The sequence below is a fragment of the Actinoplanes sp. NPDC023936 genome (assembly GCF_040639325.1).
In the GTDB taxonomy this organism is placed as follows: domain Bacteria; phylum Actinomycetota; class Actinomycetes; order Mycobacteriales; family Micromonosporaceae; genus Actinoplanes.
Window position 1 is genome coordinate 37,686 of record NZ_JBEZZR010000049.1, and the last position, 19,945, is coordinate 57,630.

The window sequence follows — 19,945 nt, forward strand, 5'->3', positions numbered from 1 at the left end:
CGGAGCACCTCGGGCACCGGGCCAGCGCCACGCGGCACTAACTGCCCGTCGTCTGCTCCCGGACGCGAGGTAGCCACCCCGGTGAACTTATCGTTTCCCGCTGTTCCCGGCGCACGTTTGCCTCCACCCGCTGGCCCGCCCAGGTTCCGGCGAGCACCAGGGAGATTCCGGCCAGCACCATCGGGCCCAGCCGCTCACCGCCCAGTCCCACCCCGATCAGAACCGCCCAGACCGGCTCCGTGCCGAGCAGCAGCGAAGCGCGGGCCGCCGAGGTGCGACGGATGGCCCACAGCTGCACGAGGAACGCAAAGACACTGCATCCCAGCGCCAGAAAGACCACCGCCAACCAATCACTTCCCCGGTACGCGCCGATCGCCGTCCCCAGAGCCGGCCCGGCCGCCACCGTGAACAGCACCGCCCCGACGACCGTCTGCACCGTGGTCAGCGTGACCGTGTCGTAGTCCCGGCCGCGAGCGAGATGCCCGGAGAGCGTCACGTGCCCCGCCCGGACCACCGCCGCGGCCAGGATCAACGCGTCCCCGGCGGACGGCGCGCGCAGCCCCGGCCCGGCGACGAGCAGCACCACTCCGGCGACGGCCACCGCTGCCGCGAGGAAGAACGCCGGTGGCAGCCAGCGGCGGCCGATGACGCCTTCGAGCATCGGCGTCAGCAGGATCGTCAGGCTGATCAGCACACCGGCGTTGGTGGCGGACGTGTGCGCTACCCCGTACGTCTCCAAGGCGAGCACCGACGCTTGGGTGAGTCCCAGCAGCGTACCCACCGCGATCTCCCGCCGGCTCGGCCGGCGCGGGCGGCGAACCGCGAGCACCGGCAGCATGGCGAGCGCGGAGATCAGATAGCGCAGGGCGAGCAGGCTCAGCACCCCACCGGCCACGGTCAGGCCCTTGGCGGTCAGGTAACTGCTGCCCCAGACGGCCGCGACGGCCAGGAGCGGGAGGTCGATCAGCACACCTGGCAGCGTGGGCCCCGGAACGATGAAGACCAAGGGCCACCTTCTCAACAGATGGTGTAGTCATACCTAATGGATATGCACCACCTGCGACTACTCCGGGAACTCGGCGACCGGGGCAGCGTGGCCGCCGTCGCCGAGGCCTTGCACATCACCCCGTCAGCGGTGTCACAACAGCTCAAGGTCTTGCAGAGATCCGCGCGGGTGCCGCTGACCGAACGCCGCGGACGCCGGCTCGTGCTGACCGGCGCGGGACGGGCGCTCGCCACCGCGGCCGTGGAGATCTGGACCGCGCTGGACCGGGCCGACCGGGTCGTGGACGCGTACCTGGAGGATCCGGCCGTGCCGGTCAGCGTCGCGGCGTTCCACAGCGCGGCCCTCGCCTACTTTCCCGCGCTGATGGCCGCGGATCTGAACACCCGCTGCTCGGACGAGGACGTCGCGCACGCCGACTTCCCGGCGCTGGTCGCCGATTACGACCTGGTGATCGCGCACCGGCTGCCGTCCAGCCCGCCCTGGCCGGCCGACCGGGTGACAGTCGTGCCGCTGGTCCACGAGCCGCTCTACGTGGCGATGCCGGCCACCCACCCGCTCGCCGACCGGCCCCGCTTGACCGCTGCCGACGTGGGCGGCGAACCGTGGATCAGCGTGCACGACGGCTTCCCGCTGCACGGTGTGCTGACCGCGATAGCGGCGCTCGCCGGGCGGCCGCTGAACATCGTGCACCGGATCAACGAGTTCACCGTGGCCGCCGCGATGGTCGCGGCCAGTGGCGGGCTGGCGCTGCTGCCCGGATACACCAGCGCGCCGGATCCGCGACTGGTGCTGCGGCCGCTCGCGGACCTGCGGGCGGGCCGGCACATCGACGTGCTGACCAGGCCGGAGGCGCTGCACCGGGCGGCGGTCCGGGCCGTCGTCGAGAAGCTGAGGACTTTGTCCTCTGCTCCACCGGACTCCGGCCGCACAACGATGAAGGGGACCGCAGAGGAGGAGTCATGCGAACCCCGACCATCGTCGTCGGCACCGACGGCGCCGCTTCCGGCAACGAGGCGGTCCGGTGGGCCGCCCGGGAAGCCGTCCGCCGCGACCTGACACTCCAGGTCGTCCACGTCCTCGACTGGGACGGCGGCACCTCGGTCCTGGCCGAGTTCGCCGGCCACAACTTCGCGCTGGCCCGCGAGCTCGCCGACATCGTGGCCGCCGCCGGGGTCGTCACCGCCCACGAGGCCGCCCCGGAGGTCGAGGCCGAGCCGCTCACCCTCGTCGGACGGCCGGCCGCCCGCCTGCTCGCCGCCGCCGAGCGAGCCGAGCTGCTGGTGGTCGGCAGCCACCGCCGCAACCGGATGACCGAATTGATCTTCGGGTCGGTGAGCCGCCGGGTCGCCCGGCGGGCACCCTGCCCGGTGCAGGTCGTCCACGCCCACGCCGTGGCCTGAGCGTTCAGGCGCGACTGCGCCGGGCGATCACCGTACGCCCGAAGTCCGACACCTGATCGTCGAGCCGCAGCAGAGCCCGGTAGGGGTTACCGACCGCCCGCTCCCGCCGCCGGGTCCAGGACCAGAGCACGACGACCGCGGCTGTCAGGAGGGTGACTATCCCGATCGTCGCCGGCCATCCGATCCAGCCGGCGACGGGGAACATGCCGACGGGTACTCCGACGAGCCCGGTGAGGATGAAACCGAAGCCGGTGATGAAGGCCGACGTGTCGGTGCTGTGCCTGACCTCGAAGATCAGGGCGACCACCGAGGCCACGACGATGGGTAGGATCACGAAGCTGTAGCTCCCGTCTGCTCCGGTCAGCCAGCGATAGGTGTCCAGGATCGCGTCGTAGATGCCGAGGAGCAGCAGAAACGCCCCGACCACTCCGGCGATCGAACTGACGGTGTTCCGGACGACTCGCAGCGCGTTCGGCGGCACCGGCTCGTCGCCGATGGTCTGCCAGTCCCGCACCGCCGCGTCGCGCAGTGTGTTGGACGGCCAGAACCGCTTCACGATCCCCACCAGGACCGGGGTGGGCAGCGTCCGCAACAGCCGGAACCGATAGGCCCGGCCCACCACCGTGTCGATCGCCGCGAGGGCGAGACGTCGGGCCGTGTCCGGATCGGAGTCCGCGAGGCCCTCCAGCCAGCCTCCGTAATTGTTCTCGTTCGCCTTCTCCAACGGTCTGCGCCGCCGGTGTCCCGAACTCGTCGCAGTCTCGGTGAGGTCGCTGAACCAGCCGTCCGGCGGATCCACCTGCCGAAATGACGCCGCCTGCGCGCCGACCCCGAGGGCGACCCGGGAGTCCGGCGCCGGGAGCTCCGCCAGCGGCTGATCGGTCGGCTGGTCGAGCAGCCAGCCGGCCCGGCCCATGATGATCCGCGTGTGGTGGTCGGACGTGAAGGGTTCCCACAACCAGAGGTAGTCCTTCTCGCTGTCCCTTCGAAACGGCACGGGGTCGAACCGGCTCAGCTCGCCTTCGATCTCCGGCTGCCGGATCAGGACCGCAAGCCACCAGGCCGCCCGGATGGCGACCTCCCGCACACTGAGCCACAGCTGTTCGGCGATCGCGGTGGCTGCTGCCGGGGTGGCGATCGCGCCCAGGTCGTCGATCGCATCCACCGAACCGTTGGCGGCCCGATGCGCCAGCACCGGGATGGCCAGCTCGCCGAGGCGCCGCAGAGCCTCCCGCGCCGCCCGGTCCGTCCCGGCCCGTTCGCTGAGCACCTCGATGGCCTCGCGCCGGCGGGACTCGGCCAGCACGATCAGGTAATCGGGGTTCGCCGCGCCGTCACGCAGCCGGGCGAAGAGGCGCTCACCGGTCGGGGTCCGGTCCGCGGCGACCGCGCCCAGCGCGGCGAATACCAGCGGCTTGTCCGGCTGATCGGTGCCGAGGACGCCCACGAACCCGTCCACGATCCGGTCGGCCAGGTCGGCGTCGAGGTGCCGGGCCTCGGCCACGCATTCCAGAGCGAGCAGCCGATCCTTCGCATCCCCCGCGAAGATCTTGGAAACCAACGGTGTGGCGTCCCGGTTGACGCCACCGCACCACAGCTTGACGGTCTCGCGCCAGCGAGCACGGTTGCCGCGGTAGAGCTCCAGGAGCCGGTCCGGGTCGTCGGCCAGCTCCTGGGCCGCCAGGTACTCCTGGAGCGTCAGGTGGGCGAACTGGTAGAAAAGGTTGGTGTCGTCGATGCGGACGAGCAGCCCGCTGCGGTCCACGATCTCGTCGACCAGCCTGCGGCCGTCGGTCGCCGTCAGGCCGAAACGCGGGACCAGCGTACCGACGACCGTATAGATCTCGGCCTCGCTGAGGACGTTGCGGTCGCCGGCGCGGTCCGGGTGCTCAGTGCCCTGAGCGGCCACGGCCAGGGCGCGCAGCGTGGTCCGTTTGTGCGAGGCCCGGTACTGCGCGAGGTTCCGGTTGCGCCCCAGGTCGTGGTCCCGGCGCAGCAGGTGGGTGATCGCCTCCTCGTAGAAGTCGGCGCGGGAGTTGGTCAGCAGCGGGCCGGCACCCGGATCGGCGTCGTGCAGGGAGGCGATCATCGTGAGCATCAGCGGGGTGCGGGCGAGCCGCATCAGGGCCGGGTTGGCCCGCAGCTCGCCCATCAGCTGCTCGACGAGCGCACGGGCGTTGGGCGGCACGTTGCCCGCCTCGTCGGCGCCACCGCCGTGGCCTTGCTCGCGGGTGAACCAGAGCCGGAGGAAGTGCCGGATGCCCGCGTCGTCGAAGCCGGCGACGCGGATCTGCGCGTCGAAGACCGGGAACAGGTCCTTGTCGTACACCGCGTCGCGGCAGGTCACGACGATCTGGCAGGCCGGGTGCCGCTCGGCGAACTCCTTGATCTCGTCGGCGACGTTCGCCCGGCGTTCGGTCATCACCTCGTCCAGCCCGTCGAGGAAGAGCGAGAGACGGCCGCGGTTCAGGGCAGCGCCGACGACCTGCGGAGCGTCCTTCACCATCGGCCGTTTGCCGTGCCCGGGACGGACCGCGAAGACGTCGGCGACGAGCTGTTCGAGCGTACGGTCGCCGCGGTTGTACCGGGCCAGCTCCACCAGCACCGGCACCCGGTCGTCGCGCTGCGGATCCGCCGACCATCGCAGCATCGAATGCCGCAGCAGCATCGACTTACCGGCGCCGGCCGGGCCCACCACGATGGTGCGCAGCCGGCCGCTGACGTCTCGGTAGACATCGACGCGCTTGCCGTCCTTCTCGTACTGCAGGGGCACGTACACGTCCTCGACCGCCACCTGGATGTCGCGCAGGAAACCGAGCCGGGCGTTGCGATCGGTGTCCTTGACCCAGAGCCGGTACCGCGTCCACTCGTCCCGCCGCAGCGAGCCACGGCCGCCCCTCATCCCGCGCCACACCGCCGCCAGGCCGGACCGGATTTGATCAGCGAAGACCTGCTGGATGATGGCGCCGGCCAGGGCGAGTACCGCGGCACCGACGGCGGCGTACGTCAGATCGAAGGGTAGTTCGGTCACGCGCGCCTCCACGGAGGGTAAGTGAGACGCGCACAAGGTAGTCCACGACGGACCCGCCCCGAATCGCCCAATCGGGCAGCGGAGGTCACTTCTGGGCGGATATCACGCACCGGTCACGGCACGGTCACCCCCTCGGCGAAGCGGATCGCCTCGGCCCGGCTCAGCGGCAGCCGCTCGGGATCCCAGCTGATCGCCAGCACCCGGCCGCCGCCCCGATCGACCTCCAGCCGGCCGGTCTCCGGGTAGAACGCCGCGGGCCGCCCGCCGATCGTCAGGAGCTCGGGACCGGCCTCCTCCATCGGGTCGAACGGCTCCTCGAGGACGTCAGCGCAGAGCCCCGACGGCTGCCGCTCCGACGCCACCGTCTCGGGCGTCGCCACGCACAGGCTCACCCCGCCCTGGTCCGGCAGGGCGCTCTGGTGCTGGAGGTTCAGACCCGGCGGCACGACGGCGAGGGTCACCGGCGCCGGGCCGGCCGGCACGCTGCCGGCGCTCAGATGGCGGGCGAATTTCAGCACCTCCTGCTCGTCCCGCTCGCCCCAGCTGCGCACCTGTGCCCAGTCGCCGTCGGCCGTCCGCCAGCGCACCCCGACGAACTGCTCTCCCGCCCGCGCGCCGTCGTAGAACGACGCGGTCCGGACGGTCGCCTCCCGGCCACCGACGTCGGCGCCGTGCTCCTCCTCGCCCTCGGTCTCCCACTCCGGCTCCAGCGGGCCGATCTCCGCCTCCAGGATCGAGGAGGCACGCTCGTAGTGCAGCAGCACGTTCGCGCCCATCACCGTCACGGACGGCTGCCCCACGCCGGGCGGCACCCAGCCCGGCTTGCGCGGGAAGGCCGGCTCGGGCCACGACGGCCAGGCCCAGTCGACCGCCGGTGAGCCGGTCGGCGCGGTGGCCGGCGGGGTCGGCATGACGCGGTCGGCACGGTTCGCCAGGATCACCGGCACGGACGCGACAGCGGCCAGCGCCACGGCTGCCGCGCCACCGGCCAGCGCCGCCCGGCGACGCCGGTCCCGGCGCACACCGGCGCTCACGGTGTGCCACAGGTCGGGCTGGGGCACGGGCTCGGCGGCGCGGTCGCGCAGCGTGACCCGCAGGTCGTCCTCCAGGCTCATGACGGTGCTCCTTCCCTCTTCTCGGCGGCCGGACCGGCGTTCCCCGCGGCCGGACCGGCTTTCTCGGCGATCAGCTCGGCTCGCAGTCTCGCCAGGCCACGCCCGGCGTGGACCCGGACCGTGACGGGCGAGCAGCGCAGGACCTCGGCGATCTGCTTGTCGTCGAAGTCCTCGTAGTAGCGCAGCACCAGGACGGCCCGCTGGGTCCGGCTCAGCAGGCCGAGACGCGTCCACAGGTCGTCGCGCAGCGCCTGCTCGTCGGCGAGATCGCCGGGGGCCGGCCTCTCCTCGGCGACCGCCCCGGGCCGCTCCCGATTGGACAGCCGGCGCAACCAGCTCACGTGCGACCGCACCAGGGCGGTGCGCAGATAGCGATCGGGCTGGTCAGCCTCGATGCGGGACCATCGCCGGTACGCCTTGACCAGCACCTCCTGCACGAGATCCTCGCCGTGATGCCGGTCGCCGCAGAGCAAGTAGGCGAACCGGCGCAGCGCGTCACCGCGTGCCGTCACGAATTCCTCGAAGCCGCTTCGCATGAAGTCCCCCTCACCATGAAAGACGCAGTGAGCGACCGGACATGTTTACAAGTCAGAGCCGGAGGAGTAGGAAAGGCAGGCTCAAGATCCGTACGGGGGAACGTCGTGCTCGTTGACGCCGGGGCTCTCGCCGCGGCCGGCATGCCTGCCGACCCGCTCCCGTCGTTGGCGTGAACGGTCCTGGCCGTGGTGGTCGGGGCATTCGCGCTGGTAGCTCTCGTGATAGCCCCGGTGGAGTCCATGATCCGCCGTCGTCCGCAGTTGAGCGAGGTCCTCCGCGTCTGCACCCCGTGAGTCCGGCGCCCACACCCGCCAGCCGTAGCGCAGCACGCTTGTCCACCCTTGATCACATGCCTCAGCTACGGCCGGGAGCCGCCAGCCGTAGCCAGCACACGTAATCATGGCGCCTAACCTGCGCGCACTACGGCTGGCCAGACCCAGCCGTAGCGAGCGCAGGCAAAACGGCCGCACAACCTGCGCGGACTACGGCTCGCCAGACCCAGCCGTAGCGCACGCTGGCAAAACGGCCGCACAGCCTGCGCGGACTACGGCTCGGCGGTGGGCACCGGCGCCGGCGCTCGCACCGACACCAAGATCACGCACGGAACAGGGCACGAAAGTGACCCCGACCGGAACTCCAGGGCCGCCCTACCGACCCGTACTCAAAGGGGCTTGATCTCCACCGGAATTCCGTTCAGGACGCTGTTGCCCGACAGCGGGTCGATCACCAGCTCGTCGGTCAGGATGTTGGAGTTCACGCCGGGATGCTCGGCGGCCACCGACAGCCGCACCCCCGGCAGATCATGACCCCACCCGTGCGGCAGGCTCACCACGCCCGGCATCACCCGATCGCTCACCTCGACCCGCGCCGACAGCGCTCCGGCCCGCGACACCACCCGCGCCGAGTCCCCGTCCACCAGCGTGAGCCGGGACGCGTCCGAGGGGTGAACCTGCAGCGTGCACCGGTCGCGGCCCTTCACCAGCGCGGGCACGTTGTGCATCCAGCTGTTGTTCGAGCGCAGATGCCGGCGACCGATCAGAACGAGCTGGTCACGGTCCCGGTCCAGGACGCCGAGCAGCCGCGCCGTCTCGGTGACCAGCGCCGGAGCACACAGCTCGACAGTGCCGCTCGGTGTCCGCAGAACGTCCGGGAGACGCGGCTGCAGCGGTCCCAGATCGATGCCGTGCGGGTGCTCCTTGAGGGTCTGCAGCGAGAGGCCGCCGGGCCGTCCGCCAAATTGATCACCGTACGCCCCCGCGCGCACCGCCACGTCCAGGAGGCGCTCGGCCGGCCCGTCGCCATGGATCAGTTCCCGGGCCGAGGCGAAGCCGGTCCGGGTGAGCGCCTGGTCGAGCAGGTACTCGTGGACGACGGCCGGGTCCCCGTCGCCCTGACCGGTGACGATGCGCAACAGCCGGGCCAGGATGTCGCACTCGTCCAGGCCGTCGGGGTCGGGTGGGAGCACGGGCGGCGAATAGGCGGCGAAGTTACGCACCGCGAACCCGAGGAACGAGAAGTCGAAGTGCCCCTTGCGCATGGCGTCCAGCGGCGGCAGCACCACGTCGGCGTGCCGGGTGGTCTCGTTCAGGTACGGGTCGACGCTCACCATGAAGTCGAGTCCGCCGAGTGCCCGGTCGAGCCGCCCGCTGTTCGGCGTGGACAGCACCGGGTTCCCGGCGACGGTGAGCAGCGCCCGGACCTGCCCGTCGCCCGGCGTCTCGATCTCGTCGGCCAGAGTGGCGATCGGCAGTTCGCCCTTGACCTCGGGGAAGCCGCGTACCCGGCTGTGCCACCGGCCGACGGTGAACCCGGTCCGGGAGCCCGGCTTGCCGGAGAGGTGGGCCGCGAGCGGGAACATCACGCCGCCGGGCCGGTCCAGGTTGCCGGTCAGCACGTTGAGCACGTCGATGAGCCAGCTGGTCACGGTTCCGAATTCGACGGTGCAGGTGCCGATCCGCCCGTACACCGCCGCCCGGTCCGCGGCCGCTAGTTGCCGTGCCAGGTCCCGGATCCGCTCGGCCGGCACGCCGCAGGCGGCGGTCACCTTCTCCGGGGCGAAATCGGCGGCCAGTTGCCGGACCTGTTCCACGCCCGTCACGTGTCCGGCCAGGTCGCGCAGGTCGGTCAGCTCCTCGTCGAAGAGCGTGTGGACCATGCCGAAGAGCAGGTACGCGTCGGTGCCGGGCCGGATGAACAGGTGCTCGTCGGCGTGTTCGGCGGTGCGGGTGCGGCGCGGGTCGACGACGATGAAACGGCCACCGCGGGCCTGGATCGCCGTGAGCCGGCCGGGGAAGTCGGCGGCGGTGGCGAGGCTGCCGTTGGACTCCCACGGGTTGGCGCCGAGGATCAGCAGGAAGTCGGTGCGATCCAGATCGGGCACCGGGATCGTCAGCGGATGGCCGAACAGGTAGCCGCAGGAGACGTGCTTGGGCATCTGGTCGACGGTGCTCGCGGAGAAGACGTTGCGGGTGCCGGTGGCCTTGAGCAGCGGCGTCACATACAGTCCGCCGGCCATCGTGTGCGCGTTCGGGTTGCCGAGGTAGACGGCGAGCGCGTTCCGCCCGTACCCCTCGATGATCGGCCGCAGGCCGGCCTCGACCGCGGCGAACGCTTCGTCCCAGCTCACCTCGACGTGCCGGCCGTCGCGGCGGACGAGGGGACGGCGCAGGCGGTCCGGGTCGCTGCTGAGCTGGCCGAAGGTGGCGCCCTTCGGGCAGATGAAGCCGTGGCTGAACACGTGCTCACGGTCGCCGCGAGCTGCGACGACCTGATCGTCGTCGGTCACGGTGAGTTCCAGGCCGCAGGCGGCCTCACAGAGCGGGCAGGTTCGATACGCGGTTCGCATGGCAGGGCACCAGCCTTCCGGTTACTGGCGAGTATCCTGCCATGCGATCCGCAAGATCGGATCCCCCTACGACGCCGCGCAGGTGACCGCCGGGACCGCGTTGCTGCCGGTCCACGAGCCGAGGAAGCCGAACGACGTGGTGGCGCCGGCCGCGAGTTTTCCGTTCCAGGAGGCGTTCCGCGCGGTCACGGCCGTGCCGCTGGTCGTCACGTCGGCGCTCCAGGCGTTGCTGACCTTCTGGCCGTCGGCGAAGGTCCAGGTGACGGTCCAGCCGTTGATCGCGGCGGCGCCGGCGGTCACCTTGACCTCGCCCTGGAAGCCGCCTGACCACTGGCCGGTGATCGCATAGGCCGCCGTGCAGCCCTGTCCACCCGGCGACGACGGCGAGGAAGACGGTGACGACGGCGCGGGCGACGAGGGTGCGGGTGACGACGGCGCGGGTGACGACGGGGACGGCTGCACGCCGCCGAAGATCGACGCCTCGCGGGCGGTGGCCTTGATCCCGTTCACGCCGTTGAAGATCCGCTCGCCCCAGGTCGACAGCTGATCCGGGTCGAAGCCGATCGCCATGTCCAGGATCGGATCCGTGTTGCCGGCCCACGACCAACCCAGATATCCCAGATCACGGGCGACCGCCTCGGCGAGCAACGTCTCGTGGTCGACCTGCGACGAGTCGAAGCGCCAGCCGAACTCGCCGATGACGAGCGGCCAGCCGTTGTTCTTGAATGTATTCAGATAGTCAACAATTGACGCGGCCGTGTTGAACACCGCATACATGTGTATCGACAGAATCAAGTTGTGTTGTGGGTCGGCGTCAAGCACCGTCTGCGCGTTGTCCCGCATCGTGTACTGCCAGTCCTGACCCCAGTTCGGCGCGTCGACCATCAACAGGTGCTGAAAGCCGTTGCTGCGCATCTTCTGGACCGCCGCAACGGTGGCGGCGGTCCACTGTCCGGGGTTGGTGTTGCCGATCGGCTCGTTGCCGATGTTGATGACGACGTAGTCCTCCTGGCCGGTCAGCACGCTCCTCAGCCCGATCCAGTAGTCGACCGCCTGATCCAGTGTGTACGCGGCGGCGTCCTCCCCGTACCCGGTGGTGTCATGATTCTCCAGGACGCAGATCAGCTTGTTCGCCTTGCAGAGGTTGATCACGTTCTGCACGTCGGCGGCGCTGTTCGCGGTCCATCGGCCACCGCTCAGCACGACCCGCACGGTGTTGGCGCCGGCCGCCTTGATGTCGGCGAACGAGTTCGTCTGGTTCGTGTACCAGGTGTGCATGTGGTTGACGCCGCGCATGACGAACTTCTGCCCGTTCGCCTCGACGATGTCGGTTCCGCTGATGTGCAGGCCGGTGGCGGCGTAGGCCGGCGCCACGAAGAAGAGCACCGATGCGAGAGCCGCGAGCACGGTGGCGGCCAGGGATTTTTTCATGATCCACCTTCGGGGGAAAGGGGGTCCGGACATTGCCTTATGGGAGCGCTCCCACATGGGACAGACCCATTGACTCATGCCGTTTACTGATTGGCAACAACGAGGAGGGCGATCGAAATGAACCCACGCGACCGCTTCGCCGAGATCCGCGCCAACGGCGGCAAGGCGACCCCGGACGAGCTGGACCAGCTCTGGGCAGCGCTGCCGACCGTCCGGCCCGAGGAGATCCTCGGCTCCTGGAAGGGCAGCGAGTTCGTCAGCGGCCATCCTTTCGAGGGGCAGCTCGCCACGATCCGCTGGCACGGCAAGACGTTCACCTCGCTGACCGACGTGACCCCGATCGTCTGCCTCGACGACGAGGGCAACCGGTACGCCAACCAGGAGTGGTCCCGCGGCGGCGCCAGCCTCTGGACCGTGGAGTTCCGCGGCGAGCCGACCGCCACGATGATCTACGACCGCCGGCCCATCCTCGACCACTTCAAGCGGATCGACGAGAACACCCTGCTCGGCGTGATGAACGGCAAGGGCGTGCTCGCCGAGGACGGCCGCCACTATTACTTCGTGCTGGTCAGGGAATGAGGATCAGGGCGGCCCTGGTCACCACCCCCGGCGGGCCCTTCATCCTGCAGGACGTCGAGATCGACAAGCCCCGCCCGGACGAGATCCTGGTCCGGATCACCGCGGCCGGGATCTGCCACACCGACTTGACGATGCGCCGCGCGTGGCCGCCGAAACGGCTCCCGATGGTCTTCGGGCACGAGGGCGCCGGCATCGTCGAGGCGGTCGGCGACAACGTCGCCACGGTCGTCCCCGGTGATCAGGTGTGCCTGAGTTTCCGCAGTTGCGGGGACTGTCCGGAGTGCGGGGACGGGCATCGGGCGTACTGCCGGCGCAGCGATCTGAACACCCGTGGCGGCCGGCCTGACGCGATCACGTCGGAGCACACCCCGGTGTACGGGGACTTCTTCGGGCAGTCCAGCTTCGCGACGTACGCGCTCGCCCACGAGAGCAACACCGTCAAGATCCCGGCGGACTTCCCGGCCGCCCTGGCCGCGCCGCTCGGCTGTGGCGTGCAGACCGGAGCCGGCACGGTGCTCAACGTTCTGGGCACCGGCCCGGCCGACACCCTGGTGATCTTCGGCGCGGGCGGCGTCGGCCTGAGCGCGGTGATGGCGGCCGCGGCGCAGGGCGGCACGGTCGTCGCGGTCGACCCGATCCCCGCCCGGCGCGCCCTGGCCCGCGAGCTGGGCGCCGCCGAAGCCCTCGACCCGGCCACCCCGGACCTGGTCAAGGCCCTGCGCGCGCTCACCAACGGCGGCGCACACCAGGCGATCGACACCACCGGGCGGAGTCAGGTGATCCAGCAGGCGATCGCCACGCTGCGCCGCCGGGGCACGCTCGCGCTGGTCGGCATGGGTGCGAGCGCCGAGTTCGACATCATGACCGTGATGACGAACGGGATCCGGATCCGGGGCGTGATCGAGGGCGACGCCGACCCGGCGGCCTTCATCCCCAAGCTGATCGGCATGCGGCTGCCGCTCGAAAAGATCATCACCGAGTACTCGTTCGACGACATCGAGACCGCCGCCCAGGACGCCGCCGCCGGCCGCGTCATCAAGCCGGTGCTCAAGATCTGGGACTAAGTTAATCCGAATTCGCGCACCATCTGCACAACGCGACTGAGCGCTTCTCGTCAAGTTAATCCGTGTTTACAGTCCATTTCATGGACGACGGTCTCTTCGGCGACGACGCGGTCATCCGCCGGGTGGGCGGCGAAGGGCTGCTGCTCGCCGGCGGCGGCCGGGCGACACTCCTCCAGATCGCGCATCCGTCGGTGGCACAGGGGGTGTTCGAGCACAGCACGTTCGCCGAGCGCCCCCTCGATCGGCTGCGCACCACGATGAGTTACGTCTACGGCGTGCTCTACGGCACCCGGGCCGAGGCCGCGGCGATCAGCCGCGCGGTCGCCGCCACGCACTCCCGGGTGACCGGCCCGGGTTACTCGGCGGCCGACCCGAGTCTCCAGGTCTGGGTCAACGCCACCCTCTACGACACCGCCATGCTGCTCTACCAGCGCGTTCTCGGCCCGCTCAGCGAGGCCGAGACGGACGAGTGCTACCGGCAGTACAGCGTGCTCGCCACCGCCATCGGCTGCCCCGAGCGGGCCTGGCCCGCCGACCGGGCCGCGTTCACCCGGTACCGGGACGACATGATCGCCACCCTCCGCGTCAGCGACACCGCGCGGCGCATCGCGAACACCCTGCTCTGGCCGGAGGGCCTGCCGATCCCGCTGCGCCCGGCCGTCCCGGTGAACCGGTTCGTCACGATCGGCCTGCTCCCCGAGCCGATCCGCGGCGGTTTCGGTTACTCATGGTCACCCCGCCGGCAGAAACTCCTCGACCGCGGCCTCGACGCGACCACCGCGATCTATCCGCGCCTGCCCGAGCGCGTCCGCTTCGCCGCCAAGGACCTCTACCTCGGCGCCCTGCGCAAACGACTCGCCCGCCGCCGCGATCCCCTCGCCGCCCGCGGCTGAGGCCCGGCCTCCGTAGCTGAGACCCGGCCTCCGTGGTGGTCGCCGGGATCAGGCCGTCCGAGCGCGGGCGATGACGTGGCGGCCAGGCGGTCAGCCCCGGCGCAGGTGCTCGGCGGGGATGTCGGCCGGGGCGGGCGGCGGCCCCATCTCGGCGATGCGCACGCTGTCCGGGTACCCGGGGTAGGTGCGGTTGTGCGGTGAGTTGGCGAGCTTGCTGACCCGGCGCGGCGGCAGGAGGCGCTCGCCGGCGGCCTTCGCCGTGAGGCCGGCCTCGGCCAGCGACGTGAGCCAGCGCGGCGCCGGCTCGAAGCCGAACGCCCGCAGCATCCGGTCGTCGAGCAGACTGTGGACGCCGACCTTCGCGGCCGGGCGCAGGAACGACGGGAACCAGCTGGCGAACAGATCGACGGTGTACCGGCCGATCTGCGCGTTCGTCTCCGAATAGGTGAAGTTCGCCCGCTCGTAGTCCCGCTTGAAAGTCTTGAACGCCGCGAAGTCCGCCGGGATCTCGCGGATGCCCATCCGCTTGCCGACCTCGGAGTAGTAGTGGAACGCGGCGAGCCGTTCGTTGTCGTGCAGCGGGCGCCAGCCGTAACGGTCGAGCCAGTCGATCGGGTCGTAGATGAAGGTGGAGAGCACGTAGAGCATGTCGTCGTTGCTTATCGCATAGCGGCCGTGCGCCCGGTTGACGACTTTCAGCGACTCCTTGCCGCGCGGCGAGTCGTAACCGTGCGCCGCCATTTCGGCCATCAGCAGCGCGGTGTCGTCGTAGCGTTTCTGCGGCCGGTCCCGGAACTCGCCGGTCGCGGCCAGCAGCCGGGAGATGCTGGGAACGCAGTACGTACGGAACAGCGCGAATTCCAGCGCCCGGGTGTAGTCCCATGGGAACTCGAGGCCGGACGATATCTGGTAGATCTCCAGGTGGTCGCGTTCCGGGTTGAGCTCGGCGATGCGGTGTGCGTTCGCGTAGCGACGGGACATGTCACACCCCTCCGGATTTGATATTTGATACCGTGACGCCGTGGCGATTCCTACTGAGCGGCCGCAATTGTCCGAGGAGGTCGCTGCCACCCTGCGCGGCCGGATCATGTCCGGTGACCTGCGTCCCGGCGCTCGGATCCGGCTCGAAGAGGTCGCCGCGCAGCTCGGCGTCAGCATCACCCCGGTGCGCGAGGCCCTGCTGACGCTGCGCGGTGAGGACATGGTCGAACTCGAACCCCGCAAAGGGTACGTCGTCTCGCCGCTCTCCAAACAGGACGTGATCGACCTGTTCCAGTTGCAGGGAAACATCGCCGGCGAGCTTGCCGCCCGGGTCGCCGAGCGGATCACCGAACCGCAGCTCACCGAGATCACGCTGGCGAGCCGGGCACTCGCCCGCGCCGCCCGGGCCCGCCGCGTCGCTGACATCGAGCGGCTCGAGTTCGAGTTCCACCGTTCGATCAACCTGATGGCGCAGGCCCGGAAGCTGAGCTGGTTCCTGCACGTGGCGACCCGGTACACACCGGCCCGGTTCTACGCCGCCGACCCGGGCTGGCGCGACGGCATGCGCGACGACCACGAGGCTCTGCTCGCGGCGTTCGGCGCGCACGACGCCGCGACCGCCCGGGCGGTGATGACCCGGCATTTCACCGACGGCGCCGAGTTGCTGGTCAAGCATCTCGACGAGCTGGGCATCTGGGCATAGCGGTTCACTTTCCGCGGGCGTGCCGGAATCGGAACAGTTTGCGGGCCCGGTCGAGGGCGTGCGGGTCGCGGTCCAGCCGCATCAGGTCGATCAGCGGCGCGAACCGGCGCCACGTCACGGACTGGGCCCGGCTGAACTCGCGGAGACCGTCGGCGCCGTGGATCCGGCCGAACCCGGAGTCGCCGACCCCGCCGAACGGCAGCGCCGGCACACCGGCGAAACCGAGCACCGAGTTGATCGAGACAGCGCCGGTGCGCAGGCGGCGGGCCAGCCCGGCCGCGCGCTTCTGATCCTTCGAGAAGATCGAGGCGGCCAGGCCGTACTTCGAGTTGTTGGCCAGCCGGATCGCCTCGTCCAGGTCGGCGACCGGGTTGACCACGAGCGTGGGTCCGAACGTCTCCTCGGTGACGGCCGCGCTCTCCTCGGGCACCTCGGCGAGCAGCACCGGCGAGATGTAGGGCTCGCGGACCGACGCGACGCCGCCGACCACCGCGCGTCCACCGGCGGCGAGAGCGTCGGTGACGTGGGCGCGCACGATCTCCGGCTGCTCCGGGGTGGTCATCGGCCCGTACGCCTCCTCCTGCTTGATCCGGCCGGTGATCTCGGCCAGGCGTTTGAGGAAGTCCTGGTAGACGGGGCGTTCCACATAGACCCGCTCGACACCGGCGCAGGTCTGCCCGGCGTTGCCGAAGCCGCCGAAGGCGGCTGACCGGGCGGCCGCGTCCAGATCCGCGTCGGCCGCGACGATCATCGCGTCCTTGCCGCCGCCCTCGACCACGATCGGGGTGAGCGTCCGCGCGCACGCCGCCATGACCACCCGCGCGGTGGCCGCCGAGCCGGTGAAGGCGATCTTGTCGACGCCGCTGTCGCAGAGCGCCGCGCCGGTCGTCCCGTCACCCGTCACGACCTGCAGCACCGCGTGCCCCGGCACGGCGCGCGTCCAGGCGGCGGCGAGCCAGACCCCCACGCCCGGGGTGTGCTCGCTGGGCTTGAAGACCACCGCGTTGCCGGCCGCCAGGGCGTAGGAGACGGAGCCGAGCGGGGTGTAGACCGGGTAGTTCCAGGGGCCGATCACGCCGATCACGCCGAGCGGCCGGTACTCGAGGGCGGCGGTCTGGTCGGCGGAGAGCAGCCCGCTCGGCACCCTGCGGCGGCGCAGCACCTTGCCGGCGTTGCGGGCCGCCCAGTCCAGATGCTCGACCGCGAGCATGACCTCGAGCAGCGCGTCGCCGAGCGGTTTGCCGGTCTCGGCGCGGATCAGCTCGGCCAGCTCGTCGGAGCCGGCCGCGATCGCGCGTTTCCAGGCCAGCAGCCGGTCGCGGCGGCCATGGGTGTCGAGACCGGCCCACCACCCGGCGGCGACCCGGGCCTCGGCCACGGCCGCGTCGACCGTCTTGGCGTCGGCTATGTCGTACTCCCCCAGCACCTCGGCTGTCGCGGGGGAAAGGGAACGCAGGGTGGCCATCGTCGTGCCTCCGACCGCAGATTTGATATTTGATATGTTACGTTCGGTGTCAATCCCCGGTACGACCTGCGGGAATCTTCGGAGGGGTCTCACATGGCTATCGATCTGACGGATGAGCAGCGCGCTTTCATTGAGGCTGTCGCCGCATTCGCGAAGAAGGAGGCAGGCACCCGGGAGCAGCGCGACGCGCTCACCGACGGCGGCCGCCACGCCCATCATCAGGGCATCTACCAGCAGATGGCCGACCTGGGGTGGATCGAGGGCGCCATCGAGAGCATGAGCGACACCGTTCTCTTCCTCGAACAGATCGGGTACGGCATGCTGCCCGTCGGCGGTTTCCCGGTGTCAGCGATCGTGGCCGCCGCGATCGAGCGCTCCGGATCCGAGGAGCAGAAGAAGACGGTGCTCGGCGGGTTCACGGCCGGCCGGTCGTACTCGATCGCCATGTCCGAGCCGGAGGCCGGGTCCGACGTCGCCAACCTGTCCTGCCGGGCGGTCGCCGACGACGACGGCTACGTGATCAACGGGCAGAAGACCTGGATCTCCAACGCGCACTTCGCCGACGCGATCCTGCTGGTCGCCCGGACCGGCGGCGCGCCCGGCGACCACGACGGGCTGACCATGCTGCTGGTGCCGGCGGACACGCCCGGCCTGCGGATCAGCGGCATCGAGACGATGGGCGGCAAGGAGGTCAACGACCTCTACTTCACCGACTGCCGGGTGCCGGCCGACGCCGTCGTCGGGACGGCGGGCAAGGGCTGGTGGCAGCTGATGGCCGGGCTCAACGTGGAACGGCTCATCCTGGCGGGTCTGATGCTGGGCACCGCTCGGCGCGCGTTCGACGACACTCTCGCGTACATCAAGGAACGCAAGCAGTTCGGCCGCCCGATCGGGAGCTTCCAGGTGCTCCGGCACCGGATCGCCGACCTGGCCACCGAGATCGAATGCTGCCGGCTGCTGGTGCACCGGACCGCCGAGCTGGTCGACCGGGACCCCGGGCAGGTGCTGCCGCGGGAGAGCTCGATGGTGAAGCTGAAGGTCACCGAGGTGGCGCGGGAGACGGCCCTCGCCGGGATGCAGATGATGGGCGGGTACGGCTACGCCACCGAGTACGACATGGAGCGGCACGTCCGGTCCACGCTGGTGTCCACGATCTACGGCGGGACCAGCGAGATCCAGCGGGACATCATCGGCAAGACCTACGGCCTCTAGGTTCCGAGCAGACGGCCGACACCGAACAGGACGATCGCGATGGCGATGTTGGCCAGCAGGGCCGCGCCCAGGCCGATCAGCCCCCGATCCCGGTCCCCCGGCTCCTCCGTGACACTTACCCACGGGCGGTCCCGGAACAGCCAGAGGAGCATTCCCAGGCCGTATGAGGTGACGAGGGTCAGCCAGAACCAGTACCAGCGGGTGCCGCGCACCGGCGCCGGGCCGGCGATCACCACGAGCAGGGTGCCGAGGGCCAGCACGGCGCTGATCCCCTGGAGCCATCCGCGCCAGGGGATCAGGGTGCCGGCCGGCGGCTGGTCGAGCTCCCGTGCCAGGACGGCCGCGCCACCGCCGTACTGAATGCCGTTGATCTCCACCGACGTCTGATCGACCGGGGCCAGGGTGGTGTCGGCCCCGCCGCCCCGGTCACCCACAGGACCAGCAGCAGAACCCGGGCCACCCGCCAGACCGCCGTCACCGGATGATCGTGTCAAACCTCCGCCAGCTGGGTGCTGACATCACCGTGGGCGGCGCGCACCCAGCCCTTCTGCGCCAGGCGCAAATGGAGGGTACGCATCAAAGCGTCCCGCCGCTCCCCGGACATCTCCCGCCCCCGGGCATGGTCCGCGATCACCGCGAGCGGCGTCACGTCGTCGAGATCGCCGACGCGCGGCGGCACCCCGCGCTGGCGCGCCCGCCGCAGACCGGCCTGGTTCGTCAGCACGGCGAGCGGCTCGCCGCCCAGCTCCCGGGCGAGATACTCCCGGTCCGTCTCGTCGGCGACCTTGTTGCCGACCACCGCGAGCAGGTCGGCGACACCGGCGGCCGCAGCCAGTTCCCGGTACCGCCGGGCCACCGATACCGACTCCGGGGTCGGCTCGGCCACCACCACGATCACGTCGAACTGGGCGTGCAGCGAGTTGGCGAACGCGTCGGTGCCGGCCACCATGTCGCACACCACCCAGTCGCCGCCGGTCAGATCCAGGTGGGAGAGCAGGTTCTCCAGGATCGCCAGGTGCCCGTGATAGCAACCCGAGCCGATGTCCTTCGGCTCATAGGTGCCGACGTGCAGCACGTGCGTGCCGTCGCCGAGCCGCGTGGCGTGCGCCGTCATGACCGGGTCGCCGGCGTCCAGCGTGACCAGGCGCGACCCCGGCCCGGGCGGGGTGGTGGCGACGAAGTGCTCGACCCCGTCCACCCGCGGGTTGGTGCCGAGCAGGTGGGTGCGTACCCGGCGCACGTTGTCCGGGTGCGACAGCGCGGTCTCGGCCGTCGTGTCCACGCCGAGCAGGGCGGCGAGGTGCACGTTGACGTCGGCGTCGACGGCCAGGACGCGGTGCCCGGCGGCCCGCAGGTACCCGACGAAGAGGGCGGCGAGCGTGCTCTTGCCACTGCCACCCTTGCCAGTAAAAGCGATTTTCATTTCCAACAGGGTACGGATGGGCGGCTCTCCCGCAACGACCGCCACCCCCACGTCCCCCATCCGAGCGCCCGCCCAGTCCGCCGCCCCCGATTACATGCGCCGGCTACGGCCCGCAGCACTCCACCGCAAGGCACCGCACCCCACCCGAGCCGTAGCTCAGGCCGGTAAGGGCTCGTCGGAGAACAACGCGTTGCTTAACGGATTTCCATTCGTTGATCTGCTATGGCGGTCTCGGATGAGGTTCGGTCGATGTTGGCGGC

The 19,945-nt window shown here is 70.5% G+C and carries 17 protein-coding genes; 7 read left to right on the forward strand and 10 right to left on the reverse strand.

Translation table 11 applies throughout. The annotated features are described in order from the left end of the window. Positions 1–37: 37 nt before the first annotated feature. Positions 38–970, reverse strand: a complete 933-nt coding sequence (locus AB0F72_RS37680) for a DMT family transporter (protein WP_360442390.1) — start codon at positions 968–970, stop codon at positions 38–40. A gap of 72 nt (positions 971–1,042) precedes the next feature. Here AB0F72_RS37680 and AB0F72_RS37685 point away from each other — a divergent pair, with 72 nt between their 5' ends. After that, complete coding sequence (locus AB0F72_RS37685; protein ID WP_360442393.1) at positions 1,043–2,062, forward strand: LysR family transcriptional regulator; 1,020 nt, start codon at positions 1,043–1,045, stop codon at positions 2,060–2,062. Beyond that, complete coding sequence (locus AB0F72_RS37690; RefSeq protein ID WP_360442396.1) at positions 1,966–2,406, forward strand: universal stress protein; 441 nt, start codon at positions 1,966–1,968, stop codon at positions 2,404–2,406. Before AB0F72_RS37685 ends, AB0F72_RS37690 begins: the two co-directional genes overlap by 97 nt. A 4-nt stretch (positions 2,407–2,410) precedes the next feature. Here AB0F72_RS37690 and AB0F72_RS37695 read toward each other — a convergent pair whose 3' ends face one another. The 5 genes from AB0F72_RS37695 to AB0F72_RS37715 form a co-directional block, all read right to left on the reverse strand. Next, positions 2,411–5,437, reverse strand: a complete 3,027-nt coding sequence (locus AB0F72_RS37695) for an NACHT domain-containing protein (protein ID WP_360442399.1) — start codon at positions 5,435–5,437, stop codon at positions 2,411–2,413. A gap of 113 nt (positions 5,438–5,550) precedes the next feature. Then, positions 5,551–6,552, reverse strand: a complete 1,002-nt coding sequence (locus tag AB0F72_RS37700; protein WP_360442402.1) for a hypothetical protein — start codon at positions 6,550–6,552, stop codon at positions 5,551–5,553. Continuing rightward, complete coding sequence (locus AB0F72_RS37705; protein WP_360442405.1) at positions 6,549–7,088, reverse strand: SigE family RNA polymerase sigma factor; 540 nt, start codon at positions 7,086–7,088, stop codon at positions 6,549–6,551. Before AB0F72_RS37705 ends, AB0F72_RS37700 begins: the two co-directional genes overlap by 4 nt. Positions 7,089–7,750: 662 nt before the next feature. Then, on the reverse strand, positions 7,751–9,934 hold the full coding sequence (locus AB0F72_RS37710; protein WP_360442407.1) for a molybdopterin oxidoreductase family protein: 2,184 nt from the start codon (positions 9,932–9,934) through the stop codon (positions 7,751–7,753). 66 nt (positions 9,935–10,000) lie between these two features. Continuing rightward, positions 10,001–11,365 (reverse strand): cellulase family glycosylhydrolase, encoded by a 1,365-nt coding sequence (locus tag AB0F72_RS37715; protein ID WP_360442410.1) that lies wholly within the window; start codon positions 11,363–11,365, stop codon positions 10,001–10,003. Between the two features lie 117 nt (positions 11,366–11,482). Between AB0F72_RS37715 and AB0F72_RS37720 the strand changes: the two genes are divergently transcribed. The 3 genes from AB0F72_RS37720 (at position 11,483) to AB0F72_RS37730 (ending at position 13,901) form a co-directional block, all read left to right on the forward strand. Then, positions 11,483–11,944, forward strand: coding sequence for a DUF4334 domain-containing protein (locus AB0F72_RS37720; RefSeq protein ID WP_360442413.1), 462 nt, complete (start codon positions 11,483–11,485; stop codon positions 11,942–11,944). Continuing rightward, positions 11,941–13,008, forward strand: a complete 1,068-nt coding sequence (locus AB0F72_RS37725; RefSeq protein WP_360442416.1) for an NAD(P)-dependent alcohol dehydrogenase — start codon at positions 11,941–11,943, stop codon at positions 13,006–13,008. Before AB0F72_RS37720 ends, AB0F72_RS37725 begins: the two co-directional genes overlap by 4 nt. An 80-nt stretch (positions 13,009–13,088) precedes the next feature. Next, entirely contained in the window at positions 13,089–13,901 is an 813-nt protein-coding gene (locus tag AB0F72_RS37730) for an oxygenase MpaB family protein (protein ID WP_360442419.1), read from the forward strand. A gap of 90 nt (positions 13,902–13,991) precedes the next feature. Here the strand turns inward: AB0F72_RS37730 and AB0F72_RS37735 are convergent, their stop codons facing one another. Next, a complete protein-coding gene (locus tag AB0F72_RS37735) occupies positions 13,992–14,882 on the reverse strand; it encodes an oxygenase MpaB family protein (protein ID WP_360442422.1) in 891 nt (296 codons plus the stop codon). A gap of 40 nt (positions 14,883–14,922) precedes the next feature. Between AB0F72_RS37735 and AB0F72_RS37740 the strand changes: the two genes are divergently transcribed. Further along, positions 14,923–15,585 carry a GntR family transcriptional regulator gene (locus tag AB0F72_RS37740; protein WP_360442425.1) on the forward strand — a complete coding sequence of 221 codons (663 nt, stop codon included), beginning with the start codon at positions 14,923–14,925 and terminating at the stop codon, positions 15,583–15,585. A gap of 4 nt (positions 15,586–15,589) precedes the next feature. On the opposite strand, the gene AB0F72_RS37745 is transcribed toward AB0F72_RS37740, so the two are convergent. Continuing rightward, positions 15,590–17,050 carry an aldehyde dehydrogenase family protein gene (locus AB0F72_RS37745; RefSeq protein WP_360442428.1) on the reverse strand — a complete coding sequence of 487 codons (1,461 nt, stop codon included), beginning with the start codon at positions 17,048–17,050 and terminating at the stop codon, positions 15,590–15,592. A 93-nt stretch (positions 17,051–17,143) separates the two neighbouring features. On the opposite strand from AB0F72_RS37745, the gene AB0F72_RS37750 reads away from it, so the two are divergent. After that, entirely contained in the window at positions 17,144–18,262 is a 1,119-nt protein-coding gene (locus tag AB0F72_RS37750; protein ID WP_360442431.1) for an acyl-CoA dehydrogenase, read from the forward strand. Here AB0F72_RS37750 and AB0F72_RS37755 read toward each other — a convergent pair. Both AB0F72_RS37755 and AB0F72_RS37760 read right to left on the reverse strand, forming a co-directional pair. Next, positions 18,259–18,696 carry a hypothetical protein gene (locus AB0F72_RS37755; protein WP_360442434.1) on the reverse strand — a complete coding sequence of 146 codons (438 nt, stop codon included), beginning with the start codon at positions 18,694–18,696 and terminating at the stop codon, positions 18,259–18,261. The genes AB0F72_RS37750 and AB0F72_RS37755 overlap by 4 nt on opposite strands. A 56-nt stretch (positions 18,697–18,752) precedes the next feature. Next, positions 18,753–19,685 (reverse strand): ATP-binding protein, encoded by a 933-nt coding sequence (locus AB0F72_RS37760; protein ID WP_360442437.1) that lies wholly within the window; start codon positions 19,683–19,685, stop codon positions 18,753–18,755. Positions 19,686–19,945 lie beyond the last annotated feature (260 nt).

Coding starts and splice junctions, on each gene's coding strand:
- AB0F72_RS37700 (WP_360442402.1), bottom strand. CDS start 6,552: ATGAGCCTGGAGGACGACCTGCGGGTCACGCTGCGCGACCGCGCCGCC.
- AB0F72_RS37745 (WP_360442428.1), bottom strand. CDS start 17,050: ATGGCCACCCTGCGTTCCCTTTCCCCCGCGACAGCCGAGGTGCTGGGG.
- AB0F72_RS37690 (WP_360442396.1), top strand. CDS start 1,966: ATGCGAACCCCGACCATCGTCGTCGGCACCGACGGCGCCGCTTCCGGC.
- AB0F72_RS37705 (WP_360442405.1), bottom strand. CDS start 7,088: ATGCGAAGCGGCTTCGAGGAATTCGTGACGGCACGCGGTGACGCGCTG.
- AB0F72_RS37710 (WP_360442407.1), bottom strand. CDS start 9,934: ATGCGAACCGCGTATCGAACCTGCCCGCTCTGTGAGGCCGCCTGCGGC.
- AB0F72_RS37730 (WP_360442419.1), top strand. CDS start 13,089: ATGGACGACGGTCTCTTCGGCGACGACGCGGTCATCCGCCGGGTGGGC.
- AB0F72_RS37715 (WP_360442410.1), bottom strand. CDS start 11,365: ATGAAAAAATCCCTGGCCGCCACCGTGCTCGCGGCTCTCGCATCGGTG.
- AB0F72_RS37720 (WP_360442413.1), top strand. CDS start 11,483: ATGAACCCACGCGACCGCTTCGCCGAGATCCGCGCCAACGGCGGCAAG.
- AB0F72_RS37735 (WP_360442422.1), bottom strand. CDS start 14,882: ATGTCCCGTCGCTACGCGAACGCACACCGCATCGCCGAGCTCAACCCG.
- AB0F72_RS37685 (WP_360442393.1), top strand. CDS start 1,043: ATGGATATGCACCACCTGCGACTACTCCGGGAACTCGGCGACCGGGGC.
- AB0F72_RS37725 (WP_360442416.1), top strand. CDS start 11,941: ATGAGGATCAGGGCGGCCCTGGTCACCACCCCCGGCGGGCCCTTCATC.
- AB0F72_RS37760 (WP_360442437.1), bottom strand. CDS start 19,685: ATGAAAATCGCTTTTACTGGCAAGGGTGGCAGTGGCAAGAGCACGCTC.
- AB0F72_RS37750 (WP_360442431.1), top strand. CDS start 17,144: ATGGCTATCGATCTGACGGATGAGCAGCGCGCTTTCATTGAGGCTGTC.